Genomic DNA, 11,981 nt, shown 5'->3' with positions numbered 1-11,981 from the left:
AACCGTCATACTCAACAATAGCGTCCTTGGTTTTCCAAAAGGTTTCCTGTCGCCGCCGTTTTCGACCAAAAGTGGGTGAAATGGCGTCACAGCTCTTCCAGCGTGTCGCCGAACCGCTCGATGCCGCGCAGGCGTGTCCGCCCGGTGGCGCCGGCCCGCTCGATGGCACGCGTGGTGATCAGGTGACAGACCGCCATCACGGAAACGTGATTGAAGAGGGGGCCCGGCGCGAGGGTCTGACAGCGAAAGTGCCAGGTGGCGGACGCCCGATGGGTGACGCCTTCGTCCGTGAGATAGAGCAGCCGGGCACCGCTCTTCTCGATCGCGGAAAGAATGGTCTCCATCTGCGCCACGCGCCGGCGCAGGCCGAAGACGACCGCGACGTCTTGATTCGTCACGCTCACCAGATGTTCGCCGAGCGTCTGCCCGGCAGCGGGGATGGCGACGATATTTTCCACGACCTGCGTCATCTGCCATTGCAGGTAGTCGGCAAAGGCGTGGCTGCTGCGGAAACCGAGTACCCAGGTCTTGCGGGCGCCGAGGATGGCGTCGGCGACCTCATCGACCTGCGTGTCCGTGATGGCGGAGAACGTGCCTTCGAGATTGGCGATGCCCTGGGCGACATGCGCGCCCACCGATTGAGCCGCGGCGGCGTCCGCGGATGTCGAGAGGAACAGGCGCGAGCCCGTCTGCCGCTCGTCGCGGGCGTGGCGGCGCGCCTCCTCGTAGCTCTCGTAGCCGAGCCGGCGCACGAACCGGGTGACCGTCGCATTCGACACCTGGGCAAGCTTCGCGAGCTCCGAGGCGGAGTAGCTGGCGAGCTCGCCCGGAAAGTCGCAGACGAATTCGCCGAGCCGCCGCTCGGCCGGATGCAGGCCGTCCAGCGCATCGCGCACGCGAAACAGAAACGAACGATCCGTAGAACCCATCTGACCCACCGTCTTCCATCGTGAAATCAAGCTTGTAACGGACTTGTCGCACTTCGCAAGAACACGACCGCCGGCCCCGTCGACAAGCGTATTGAAAAAATGATTTCTTATATGTAGTATGTGAAAATTGATTTTCATACTGAGGCCAAAGAGGAGGAGACTATGGCAGCAGAAGGTATGGTGCAGTCCGGCAAATCATCGCCGGCGATCCGACAATTGGAGGGCGCGCTGACCCGCATCGGGGTCACGGGCGCGCACAAGCAGATCATCGCGCTGGTGCTGATCGGGTGCCTGTTCGACAGTTTCGAGCAGAACACGATCGGCGTGTCCGGCCCGCTCCTGAAGGAGCATTGGGGCCTGACCGGCACGGATATCGGCTTCCTGAACACGATCACGTTCGGCAGCGCGGCCATCGGCCGCCTGCTTTCGGGCATTCTCGGCGACCGCTACGGCCGCCGCGTCATGCTGACCGTCAACCTGCTTCTGTTCTCGCTCGGCTCGGCGGCCTGCGCGCTCGCCCCGGACTTCATGTTCCTGTGCATTGCGCGTGCAATCGTCGGCTTTGGCGTCGGCGGCGAGATTTCCACGGCGGTGACCATGCTGTCGGAGTTCTGCTCGCCGAAGTTCCGCGGCACGGCCGCCGGCCTCGTCAATGTCGGCGCGGGCGGTTTCGGCAACTTCCTGGCGCCGGTCTACGGGTTGATGATCTTCAGCATCTTCCCCGGTGAGGACAGCTGGCGCTGGCTCTTCGCCTCGCTCGCGCTTCCTGCACTTCTCGTCGTCTTCTACCGCCGCTATGTGCCGGAAACGCCGCGATTCCTCGCCTCGCAAGGGCGGATCGACGAGGCTAACAAGGTGCTCTCGGTGCTGGAATCCGGCTCGCTGAGGCCGCGCGACCTCGTGGTGCGCGAATATCTCACCAAGGACCATGAGCAGGAGGCGCCCCGCGCCAAGGGCGGCTGGAAGGAGCTGTTCCGCGCGCCGTTCCTCGGCCGCATCGTTCCGGTCTCGATCGCCATTCTCATGAGCTACGGCGCGCAGCTTTCCGTGCTCACGCTGATGCCCGTCATCTTCGTGTCCATGGGCCACACCCTGCAGGGCAGCCTGCTCTACAGCATGATCATCCAGAGCGGCAGCGTTCTCGGCGCCATCGCGGCCTCGATGTTCGGCTACTACTTCCCGCGCAAGCGGGTGCTGACGGTGGGCGCGATCTGCGCGTGCCTTGCGGCGCTCTGCATCATGCAGTTCGGCACCACCATCTATCTGGTGCTGTTCTTCGGTGCGCTCTTCCAGTTCTTCGTGCTGCTGCTCAACACCTCGATCTGGATCTACGCGCCGGAACTCTTCCCGACCCGCATCCGCGCCTTCGGCGTCGCCTTCATCCTGGCGACGGGCTCGGCGGCCGGTTCCTTCGTGCCGACCATTTCGGGCGCGCTGTTCGACGCCTACGGCATGGCGGGCGTCTTCGCCCTTGCAGCCGGCATGTATGCCGTCTTCGCGGTCTGCATCCGCCTCGGGCCGGAAACCTACGGTCGGTCGATGGAAGACCTCACGCAGCCGGCGGACGTCATCAGCGCCACCGAGGATCCGGCATTGCAACCCGTAAAAGCAGGAGCTTGAACCAGGCATGACCCCGCACATCCTGTTGATCAATCCCAACAGTTCGCAGGCCACGAGCGACATGATGCACGCCATCGCCCACCGCTCCGCGGCAGGGCGCGTGGAGGTGGAGACCGTCACGGCGAGCCGCAGCCCCGGCATGATCGTCACGCCCGAGCAGCTTGCGGCGTCCGCGCCGCAGGTGGTCGAGCTCGGGGCGGCGCATGGCGGGCATTGTGCGGGGATCATCGTCAGCGCGTTCGGCGATCCGGGTCTTGCGGACCTGCGCCGCAAGGTCGCCGTTCCGGTGGTCGGCATCTGCGAGGCTTCGATGATCGAGGCCTCGCAGGGCGGACGCCGGTTCGCCGTGGCGACATCCACGCCCGACCTCGTCGAGGCTATCGGACAGCGGGCGCACGATCTGGGGCTTGCCCATCTCTATACGGGCATCCGCTGTACGCAGGGCGATCCCGTCGCCCTTGCCGCCGATCCTGCGCTTCTGATCGAAGCGCTTGCCGGTGCGGTGCGCCAGTGCATCGAACTCGACGGTGCGGAGGCTGTCATCATCGGCGGCGGGCCGCTCGGCGAAGCCGCCGAGCAGTTGCGGCTGATCTTCGATACACCCGTGCTGGGGCCCATTCCCTGCGCGGTGGAGCGGATCATCGGTCTCATCGGGCAGACGTCCGCCGTTTCCGAAGCCGTCTAAACCGGTCTCTGGCCGCCTGCCGCGCGTCGTCGCGGCGGGCGCTCAGAAGCAATGCAGCATACGCATGGCTGCACTGCACAATAAATGTTTTCCATCTGATCAAAAAACGATCATAGTGCACACAGCTGATGCACATGGCGGTTTTCCTCCCAGTGCCGCCGCATCGGCTGTTCCCCTCTGGAGGTTTTTAACCTTCATACCTTATGGGCCGCGGTTTCCGCAGGCCCATTTTTTTTTGCCCGCTGCTCAGTCGTCCGGCTCCGGCTGGCGATGGTGCTCCTGGCGGCGAAGCTCGCCGCTTTCCCGAAGAATGTCGGAAAGATGCGGCGAGAGACCGTCGGCCGGCAGTGCTGCCGGCCCGCTTGAGGCTCGCCGGATTTCGGCAATGGTATCCTCGGCGACGGCGAGGGCCGACGCGGCGGCGAGAAAGGCGTTCGTCCGATGCGTTTCGGCAAGGCCGATCTGGGCCGCATCGACGGCGCGGCCGGCTTCGGCGGTCATCGCGTCAGCCGCGGCAAGCCGGGCGGAGAGCAGGCCCGTCGTGACGGGGTCGCTCGCCGGATCGTCCAAGAGATGCCGCAGGGCATGGCGGGCGCCGCCGAGCTGGCGCGCGGCTTCCAGCAGGAGATCGAGGGAACGGGGAACGGAATGCGCGGCCGCGTCGCTGGCCGGCTGCAGCAGGGTATCGCCATCGACGAGTACATCCCTGAACAAAACATGTTCTGCGGGCTGGGCGCCGCCGTTTACCGGTTCGCAGCTGTTGGCCACATAGTGCAGCCCTTCGATGCGGGTGGGCAGCAGGAGGCCCGCCGTCTTCGCTCCGTCATGGCGGGCAGGCACCAGCACCCAATCGGCGTGCCGGGTGCAGGGCGTACAGAGCGCCTCGCCCGCCAGCCGCCAGGCGAGGCCGCTCGATGTGAGCGCAAGGGCGTCTGCCGTCTCGTTGTTGCGGCGGGCCGCCGCCCGCGCAAGACGGGCGCCGGCGAGGGTGGCGGAAAAGACGGTGCTGCGCTGGCTCTCGCTGGCATGGCTGCGAATGTGCTCCACGGCGACGAAATGTGCGGCGAGGATCTCGCCGAGCGTCACGGACCTTGAGGACGCCACGGCGCAAACTTCCGCCAGTACGGTGTTGGAGACGTCGATCCCACCATGCTCGGTCGGCACCGAGATGCCGAAAAGGCCGGAGCGGGAGAGAAGATCGAGACGCGCTTCGGCGGTTCCGGCCGCCGCTCCACCCTCTGCCGGGAAGTCGAAAACCTCCGCCACCGTACCGGCAACCGTGATGGCTTCGTCCTCGGTTCCGATGAGGGCGGCCGTTCGTGCCGCGCGGCTGTGTGCCGATGAATGAGTACCCATGTCGTCTGCTCCTCGCGGAATTCTGTTCCAGGGCGCATAGGCATTATCAGGCTAGAGAGACCATATTCTATAGAGATTGTATAGATTGCTTCTGCCAATTCGACGGTCATCAGGCGCTTGCCGAAACGGCCAAAACCGGAAAGAGTTGCATTGCGGCCCTCTCGCGCCGCGCAGCATTTTAATGAAGGAACGCCCTTCTGAGAAGGAAATCCGGCGGGGACACCAGCGGCCGGCACCTCTCGCTTTGTCGCCGTTCTTCTAAAGCAATCGCCCGATATTAATAGTCTATAGATTTAGTAGGAAAATAGCGTTAGACTGTGCTCGACAGCGTCCCCTCAGGGAGCAATGGCGTGCACACGGATGTGGCCTTCGCTCTCTCGCTCCACCTTGCAGGGAAAGGACATCGCATGTTCTTTGAAAGGATCGTAAGGGAAGACGTCGCGTTTGCGGACGGGCTGCCGCTGGCCAAGATCGCGGTGATCGGTGCCGGACCGTCGGGCCTTGCCACGGTGATCGCACTGATGCGGCGGTGCCATTGCCCCTTCGAGGCCTGGATCGTCGATGCGCAGGATGCGCCGGGCGCGTTCGGCGATGGTCCGGCCGGCGGCGCGCTGACCGCCGAGCCGGCGCGCGATCTTTCCGTCCTGCCCGACCGGCCCGATGATTTTGCCCGCTGGCTGAAGGAGAATTTCCTGTCCAACGGCGCGGTCGCCGCATTGCGCGGTCCGCAGGACCTGCATGTTCCGCGCTCGGTGTTCCGCGACTATGTGATGGCCCGCTTCGGCGAGGCGCTCGCCCTTCGCAGGGATGTGCGCATCCGCACCATCCGCGGCACTGTGCGCCACATCGGTAGAAGAAACGACGGCGTGTATGTCGGGTTTCTCGACGGAGAAAACGCGGTCTTCGACCACGTCTTCGTTGCGACCGGTTTCGGGATCGCGCAACGCGAGGCGGCCTCCTGGCGTGATGCCGCCGCGGTGGCCGAGCGCCTTTCGCACGAGGAAAATCCGGCGCCGCTGACGCTGGTCGGCAACGGGCCGCGCCTTGCCGCGATCCTGCTCGATCTGCGAATGCGCGGATTTACCGGCGCCATTCATGTCGCGGCGGCCGCGGGCCGCCTGCCGCAGCCCCACAGCCGCGGATACGATGGCATGGTGTTCGGCGAGCCGCCGGCCAGCCGGTCGCTGCGCGATGCCTTCCGCTATATCCGGCGGGAATGTAGCAGCGCGGAGGCGCGGCGCGGCGGCCAGTGGCAAACCGTCGTCGATGCGGCCTCCGACCGCCTTTCCGTCGTCTGGCGCAACCTGCCCCAGGCCGAGCGCAACCACTACCGCCGCCATCTCCTGCGCCTGCACCGGCATTTCTCCGTCCGTATCGCAGGCGATATCCATCGTCGTCTCGCCGGAGAATTCGAGGCCGGCCGCACACGCTTCGTCCCGCCGCACGATCCGAAATCGGCCGACGGGAACACCGTCGACTGCCGCGAGGTGCCAGCCGCCCGCGCGCTTGCCGGGCTGCTCGGATGCGATGTCGCGACCCTCTCGGTCGATGATCACGGGCACCTGCTCAGCCATGATGCACCGTTGTCCGGCCTTTCCGTCGTCGGGGCCGTTGCCTCCGGCCTGCGGCCCGGCCCCTTCACTTTTGCCGAGACGGTGCGCCAGGCCTATCGCAGCGTTCTTGCAGCACCCTTGTCCCGTCCGGCGCGGGTATCGCGCGGCTGAAAAAAAAATTTGGCGGACGGGGTGAAAAAGGGCGAATTTTGGTGGATGCTTTTTGCGTTCGCCGCGCCCTTTTCGAGATGAACTGTGCGTCACCTGCCGGGTATGGCAGTGCGCCCATTGCGCCGATTTCGCTGGTTTGAAACCCGTTTTGCGAACTTTCCGCCTATTGTTGACTAAGTCTACTAATTCTCTAGGTTTTTAGCCGAGGCAGTGACCAGGAGGTTGGAGATGTCCGGATTTGTGAAGGGGTTGGGGGTTTTGGCCCTCGGTTTGGGGCTGGTGCTCGGCGGGGTTTCGGGGGCGGCCGCGCAGACGGTGCTGCTCAACGTTTCCTATGACCCGACGCGCGAGCTCTACAAGGATTTCAACGAGGCTTTCGCCAAGCATTGGAAGGCGGAGACCGGCGAGGACGTGACGGTGCAGCAGTCGCATGGCGGTTCGGGCAAGCAGGCCCGCGCGGTGATCGACGGCCTGGAGGCCGACGTGGTGACGCTGGCATTGGAAAGCGACATCAACGCCATCGTGGAAAAGACCGGCAAGATCGCCAAGGACTGGCGTACGCGCCTGCCGAACAATTCCTCGCCCTATACCTCGACCATCGTGTTCCTCGTGCGCAAGGGCAATCCGAAGGGTATCCATAACTGGGGCGACCTGGTGAAGGGCGATGTGCAGATCGTCACGCCGAACCCGAAGACCTCGGGCGGCGCGCGCTGGAACTACCTGGCGGCCTGGGCCTGGGCGAACGAGGAATTCGGCGGCGATCAGGACAAGATCAAGGCCTATATCGCGGAACTCTTCAAGCGGGCGCCGGTGCTCGATACGGGTGCGCGCGGCTCGCTGACCACCTTCGCCCAGCGCCAGATCGGCGACGTGCTGCTCGCCTGGGAAAACGAGGCCTATCTGGCCGGCGCCGAGTTCGGCGGGGATGCCTTCGACATCGTCGCGCCGCCGATCTCGATCCTCGCCGAGCCGCCGGTGACGGTCGTCGACGGCAATGTCGATGCCAAGGGCACGCGCAAGCAGGCGGAAGCCTATCTCAACTACCTCTATTCGGAAGAGGGCCAGAACATCGCGGCCAAGCACTACTATCGCCCCTCGAAGCGCGATGTGGTCAAGCCCGAGTTGCTGCAACAGCTTCCCGACATTAAGCTGGTGACGATCGACGACCCGATCTTCGGCGGCTGGGTGAAGGCACAGCCCGAGCATTTCGGCGACGGGGGCGTCTTCGACCAGATCTACAAGCCGGGGAACTGAGTAACTTGACGACTTTTGCTGCTGCTTCGGTGCGGTGGCGACTGAGACAGCCGAGTGTCATTCCGGGTTTCGGACTGACGCTCGGCTTTTCGCTCGCATACCTCACGCTCATCATCCTCATTCCGCTCGCCGGCCTCGTCTGGCGTTCGGCCTCGCTGTCGAGTGCGGAATTCCTGGCTATTCTCGCCGACGAGCGCACGCTGAACGCGCTGAAGGTCTCCTTCGGCACGGCCTTCATCGCCGCACTCGTCAATGTCGTCTTCGGTGTCATCGTCGCCTGGGTCATCGTGCGCTACGAGTTTCCCGGCCGGCGCATCGTCGATGCGATCGTCGACCTGCCCTTCGCCCTTCCGACGGCCGTTGCCGGCATTGCGCTTGCCGCGCTCTATGCCCCCAACGGCTGGATCGGGCAGGTGCTGAACCTCTTCGACATCAAGGCAGCCTTCAACCCGACGGGCATCGTCATCGCGCTCGTCTTCATCGGCCTGCCCTTCGTGGTGCGCACGGTGCAGCCGATCATGGAGGAGATCGACCGGGAGGTGGAGGAAGCCGCCGCGACGCTCGGCGCCAACCGCTTCCAGACCGTCTACCGGGTGCTCCTGCCCGGGCTGTCCCCGGCGATCCTGACGGGCTTCGCGCTCGCTTTCGCCCGCGGCGTCGGGGAGTACGGCTCGGTCATCTTCATCGCCGGCAACATTCCCTATGTCTCGGAGATCGCGCCGCTCCTCATCGTCATCCGGCTCGAAGAATTCAATTATGGCGCGGCGACCGCCATTGCCACGATCATGCTGGCGCTGTCCTTCGTCATGCTGCTCGTCATCAACCTGATCCAGGCCTGGAGCCGCAGGAGGTACGGTCATGGCGCATGAAACGCCCCGCCGCCTGCGCTCGCCGACGACGGAAACGCCCGTCGCGCGCTATACGCTGATGGCGCTCGCCTTCCTGTTCCTCGCGCTCTTCCTCGTCCTGCCGCTTGCGGCCGTCTTCATCGAGGCCTTCCGCAAAGGCACCGGTGAATTCCTCGCCGCCTTCGGCGATCCCGATACGCTCGCCGCGATCCGGCTGACGCTGCTGGTCGCCGGCATCGCCGTGCCGCTCAACCTCGTCTTCGGCGTGGCGGCGGCCTGGGCGATCGCCAAGTTCGAGTTCAAGGGCAAGGCGTTCCTGACGACGCTGATCGATCTTCCGTTCTCGGTCTCGCCGGTCATTTCCGGCCTCGTCTATGTGCTGCTTTTCGGGGCCGGCAGCGTGCTCGGGCCCTGGTTGAAGAGCCATGGCATCGAAATCCTCTTTGCCGTGCCGGGCATCGTGCTCGCCACCGTCTTCGTCACCTTTCCCTTCGTCGCGCGCGAGCTGATCCCGCTGATGCAGGAGCAGGGCACGGGCGACGAGGAGGCGGCGCTGTCGCTCGGCGCCTCCGGCTGGCAGGCGTTCTGGTATGTGACGCTGCCCAACATCAAGTGGGGGCTGCTCTACGGCGTGCTGCTCTGCAACGCGCGCGCGATGGGCGAGTTCGGGGCGGTCTCGGTGGTCTCGGGGCATATTCGCGGGCTCACCAACACCATGCCGCTGCATGTCGAAATCCTCTACAACGAGTACAATTTCGTCGCCGCTTTCGCGGTGGCCTCGCTGCTCGCGGCGCTCGCCCTCGTCACGCTCGTCGTCAAGACCGTCCTCGAACTTCACTACGGCGCGGAAATCGCTGCCGGCCGCAAGCATTGAAAGGCACGCCCTCCATGGACGTCAGCGTTAAAAATCTCCGCAAGGAATTCGACCGATACCCGGCCTTGAACGACGTCTCGCTCGACATCCGCTCGGGCGAGCTGATCGCCCTGCTCGGCCCGTCGGGCTCGGGCAAGACGACGCTTCTTCGCCTTATCGCCGGCCTCGAGCAGCCGACGCGGGGCAGCATCTTCTTCGGCGCGGAAGACGCCTCCCACAGGAGCGTGCAGGAGCGGCATGTCGGCTTCGTCTTCCAGCATTATGCCCTGTTCCGCCACATGACCGTCGCCGACAACATCGCTTTCGGCCTGACGGTTCGCCCGCGCGGGCAGCGCCCGCCCAAGGCCGAAATCCGGCGCCGTGTCGGGGAACTGCTTGAGATGGTGCAGCTCTCGGGCCTCGAAAAACGCTATCCGAACCAGCTTTCCGGCGGCCAGCGCCAGCGCGTCGCGCTTGCCCGCGCCATGGCGATCGAGCCGAAGGTGCTGCTGCTCGACGAGCCGTTCGGTGCGCTCGATGCCAAGGTGCGCAAGGAGCTGCGCCGCTGGCTGCGCGAATTCCACGACCGCACCGGTCACACCACCGTCTTCGTCACGCATGACCAGGAAGAGGCGCTGGAGCTCGCCGACCGGGTCGTCGTCATGAGCCAGGGCACGATCGAGCAGGTCGGCTCGTCCGACGATGTGTATGACCGGCCGAACTCGCCCTTCGTCTTTTCCTTCATCGGCGACAGCGCCAGCCTTCCCGTCACCGTCAACGAGGATACCGTCCGTTTCCAGGATACGTCCATCGGCATCGTGCCGCGCGCGAGCGAGATCGCCATCGGCTCCGGCACGCTGTTCTTCCGTCCGCAGGATGTCGTCCTCGTCACGGATCCGGCCGTGCCCGCGCTGGAAGGCCGTATCTCGACGTCCCGCCGGCTTGCCGGCACGCGCATTGCCGATATCGATATCGGCAGGGCCGGCGAGCCGCATCACGTCGAGATCGAGGTTCCGCTCGATGCGCAGGCCGCGAACGGCACGACGATCCGCTTCAGGCCGACGCGGTGGAAGCTGTTCGGGGCCTAGCTTTTCAGACCAGGCCTTCCGCGACGGCATAGGAGGAGAGTACGTCCTTGATGTTGCGGTCCTCCTCGCGCGGCAGCAAGGCACGCGTCGTGATCGAATCGAGGTGGTGCGTCATCAGCTTGGCCGCCGCCTCGCTCTTGCCGGCGATCAGGTGATCGAGAATTTCCTGATGCTCGGACACGGCGCAGTCGGACGAATGCGGCCGCCCGTAGAGCGCGAGGATGAGGGAACTGCGGGCGACCGTCTCGTTGACGTAGCGGATGAGGCTCGCATTGTTCGTCATCTGTGCAAGCAGCGTGTGGAATTCGCCGGCGAGCCGGATCGACAGCGCGTGCTCCGGCTTGGCGGCGTCCTCGGCATTGATATGGGCGGAGAGCGTGTCGATCTGCTCCCTGGTCAATTTGCCAGAAAGGGTCTCCACGACAAGGCGTTCCAGCGCCATGCGGGTCAGGAACAGGTTGCGTCCCTCTTCGAGCGTCGGCCGCGCCACCGTCGCGCCCTTGTTCGGGCGCAGGTCCACCAGACCCTCCTCGCTGAGGCGCACCAGCGCTTCGCGCACGAGCGTCCGGCTGACGCCGAGGCGTTCGCCGATCGAATCTTCCGGCAGTTTCGCGCCGGGGGACAGGGCCTGGTCGAGGATCGCGCGCTTCAGCGCGCGGTGGACGGCCTGAGAGCGGCCGCGGCCCGAATCGCCAACTTTCTGTGTCATCCGGTTCTCTCCCGTTCCGCAGATTTCTCCCGCAAATTGCATGCAAAGGGTGGGTCTGTCCACCCGCCATGCTCTGGTGTGCCCTGCGGACTGTTTTGCCGCGGTCCCCACAAAGAATGTTCGCGGCGAAATGCCAGAGGTATGTATGCGATGGGGCGGGTGGAATGCGTACGTGGGTGAGCGGAATTCCTGCTATCCCGCGGCCGGAAAGATGCTTTCGAGTTTGCTGGCCGGCGGCGGGGCATAGCCGCCGAGGCGTGACGTGCGGATGTTGAGACCGGCCATGGCCTCGGCCAGCTTCACCGCGCAGGAAACGCCATCGAGAACCGGCAGGCCGTGTTCCTGCGCGAGGTCGTTGGCAAGGCTCGCCATGCCGGCGCAGCCGAGCACGATGGCCTCGGCGCGGTCCTCCGAAACGGCAAGCCCGATCTCGGCGCTGATCTTCTGGCGGGCATTGGAGCCCGGCTGTTCCAGCTCCAGCACGGCGACTTCCGACGAGCGCACGCGGGCGCAACGGGCGGCAAGGCCGTAGCGGGAGAGATTGTGCTCCAGCGCCGGCACCGAGCGGGCGAGCGTCGTCACCACGGAGAATTTGTTCGAGATCATCGAGGCGAAGTGGTAGGCGGCCTCGCCGATGCCGATTACGGGCTTGTCGGTGAGGCAGCGCGCCGCATCGAGGCCGGTATCGTCGAAACAGGCGATGACGACGGTATCGCAATCCGGGTTGCGGCGGATGGTGTCGAGCAGGCCGGCAAGGCTCATCGCCTCGTCGAAGAAGCCCTCGATCGAGACGGGGCCGTGCACGGGATTGACGGCGGTGATCTGCGTGCCGGAAGAAGCGGCGCTCAGCGCCGCCTTTCCGATATGCGCCGTCATCGATGCGGTGGTGTTGGGGTTGATGACGAGGATTTTCAT

General features: G+C 65.0%; 11 protein-coding genes. 7 read left to right on the top strand and 4 right to left on the bottom strand.

Annotation, left to right across the window (positions count from 1 at the left end; translation table 11 throughout):
* Window positions 1-86: 86 nt before the first annotated feature.
* Window positions 87-929 carry a MurR/RpiR family transcriptional regulator gene (locus Q9316_RS16200; RefSeq protein WP_306032605.1) on the bottom strand — a complete coding sequence of 281 codons (843 nt, stop codon included), beginning with the start codon at window positions 927-929 and terminating at the stop codon, window positions 87-89.
* A gap of 162 nt (window positions 930-1,091) precedes the next feature.
* On the opposite strand from Q9316_RS16200, the gene Q9316_RS16195 reads away from it, so the two are divergent.
* Both Q9316_RS16195 and Q9316_RS16190 read left to right on the top strand, forming a co-directional pair.
* Entirely contained in the window at window positions 1,092-2,549 is a 1,458-nt protein-coding gene (locus Q9316_RS16195; RefSeq protein ID WP_306032604.1) for an MFS transporter, read from the top strand.
* Window positions 2,550-2,556: 7 nt separating this feature from the next.
* Window positions 2,557-3,234: an aspartate/glutamate racemase family protein gene (locus Q9316_RS16190; RefSeq protein ID WP_306032603.1), complete on the top strand. Its 678-nt coding sequence runs from the start codon at window positions 2,557-2,559 to the stop codon at window positions 3,232-3,234.
* A gap of 246 nt (window positions 3,235-3,480) precedes the next feature.
* Here the strand turns inward: Q9316_RS16190 and Q9316_RS16185 are convergent, their stop codons facing one another.
* Window positions 3,481-4,590 carry an acyl-CoA dehydrogenase family protein gene (locus Q9316_RS16185; RefSeq protein ID WP_306032602.1) on the bottom strand — a complete coding sequence of 370 codons (1,110 nt, stop codon included), beginning with the start codon at window positions 4,588-4,590 and terminating at the stop codon, window positions 3,481-3,483.
* A 407-nt stretch (window positions 4,591-4,997) separates the two neighbouring features.
* On the opposite strand from Q9316_RS16185, the gene Q9316_RS16180 reads away from it, so the two are divergent.
* The 5 genes from Q9316_RS16180 to Q9316_RS16160 all read left to right on the top strand — a co-directional run bounded on the left by Q9316_RS16180 (window position 4,998) and on the right by Q9316_RS16160 (window position 10,357).
* Window positions 4,998-6,314 carry an FAD/NAD(P)-binding protein gene (locus tag Q9316_RS16180; protein WP_306032601.1) on the top strand — a complete coding sequence of 439 codons (1,317 nt, stop codon included), beginning with the start codon at window positions 4,998-5,000 and terminating at the stop codon, window positions 6,312-6,314.
* A 228-nt stretch (window positions 6,315-6,542) separates the two neighbouring features.
* On the top strand, window positions 6,543-7,568 hold the full coding sequence (locus Q9316_RS16175; protein ID WP_306032600.1) for a sulfate ABC transporter substrate-binding protein: 1,026 nt from the start codon (window positions 6,543-6,545) through the stop codon (window positions 7,566-7,568).
* Between the two features lie 5 nt (window positions 7,569-7,573).
* Entirely contained in the window at window positions 7,574-8,437 is an 864-nt protein-coding gene (cysT, locus tag Q9316_RS16170) for a sulfate ABC transporter permease subunit CysT (RefSeq protein WP_306032599.1), read from the top strand.
* Window positions 8,427-9,290: a sulfate ABC transporter permease subunit CysW gene (gene cysW, locus Q9316_RS16165; RefSeq protein WP_306032598.1), complete on the top strand. Its 864-nt coding sequence runs from the start codon at window positions 8,427-8,429 to the stop codon at window positions 9,288-9,290. Before cysT ends, cysW begins: the two co-directional genes overlap by 11 nt.
* Before the next feature lie 14 nt (window positions 9,291-9,304).
* A complete protein-coding gene (locus Q9316_RS16160) occupies window positions 9,305-10,357 on the top strand; it encodes a sulfate/molybdate ABC transporter ATP-binding protein (RefSeq protein ID WP_306032597.1) in 1,053 nt (350 codons plus the stop codon).
* Window positions 10,358-10,361: 4 nt separating this feature from the next.
* On the opposite strand, the gene Q9316_RS16155 is transcribed toward Q9316_RS16160, so the two are convergent.
* Window positions 10,362-11,066, bottom strand: a complete 705-nt coding sequence (locus tag Q9316_RS16155; RefSeq protein ID WP_306032596.1) for a GntR family transcriptional regulator — start codon at window positions 11,064-11,066, stop codon at window positions 10,362-10,364.
* Between the two features lie 192 nt (window positions 11,067-11,258).
* Window positions 11,259-11,981, bottom strand: a complete 723-nt coding sequence (locus Q9316_RS16150) for an aspartate/glutamate racemase family protein (RefSeq protein ID WP_306032595.1) — start codon at window positions 11,979-11,981, stop codon at window positions 11,259-11,261.

Origin of the sequence: Shinella zoogloeoides (genome assembly GCF_030733845.1) — a bacterium.
In the GTDB taxonomy this organism is placed as follows: domain Bacteria; phylum Pseudomonadota; class Alphaproteobacteria; order Rhizobiales; family Rhizobiaceae; genus Shinella; species Shinella zoogloeoides_C.
Note: the sequence above shows the minus strand (reverse complement) of the source record. Positions and strands in the feature narration are given on the sequence as shown.

Bases quoted from the DNA above. Each gene is read 5' to 3' on its own strand.
- Q9316_RS16150 (WP_306032595.1), bottom strand. From the start codon at position 11,981: ATGAAAATCCTCGTCATCAACCCCAACACCACCGCATCGATGACGGCG.
- Q9316_RS16175 (WP_306032600.1), top strand. From the start codon at position 6,543: ATGTCCGGATTTGTGAAGGGGTTGGGGGTTTTGGCCCTCGGTTTGGGG.
- Q9316_RS16185 (WP_306032602.1), bottom strand. From the start codon at position 4,590: ATGGGTACTCATTCATCGGCACACAGCCGCGCGGCACGAACGGCCGCC.
- Q9316_RS16190 (WP_306032603.1), top strand. From the start codon at position 2,557: ATGACCCCGCACATCCTGTTGATCAATCCCAACAGTTCGCAGGCCACG.
- Q9316_RS16155 (WP_306032596.1), bottom strand. From the start codon at position 11,066: ATGACACAGAAAGTTGGCGATTCGGGCCGCGGCCGCTCTCAGGCCGTC.
- Q9316_RS16180 (WP_306032601.1), top strand. From the start codon at position 4,998: ATGTTCTTTGAAAGGATCGTAAGGGAAGACGTCGCGTTTGCGGACGGG.
- cysW (WP_306032598.1), top strand. From the start codon at position 8,427: ATGGCGCATGAAACGCCCCGCCGCCTGCGCTCGCCGACGACGGAAACG.
- Q9316_RS16160 (WP_306032597.1), top strand. From the start codon at position 9,305: ATGGACGTCAGCGTTAAAAATCTCCGCAAGGAATTCGACCGATACCCG.
- Q9316_RS16195 (WP_306032604.1), top strand. From the start codon at position 1,092: ATGGCAGCAGAAGGTATGGTGCAGTCCGGCAAATCATCGCCGGCGATC.
- Q9316_RS16200 (WP_306032605.1), bottom strand. From the start codon at position 929: ATGGGTTCTACGGATCGTTCGTTTCTGTTTCGCGTGCGCGATGCGCTG.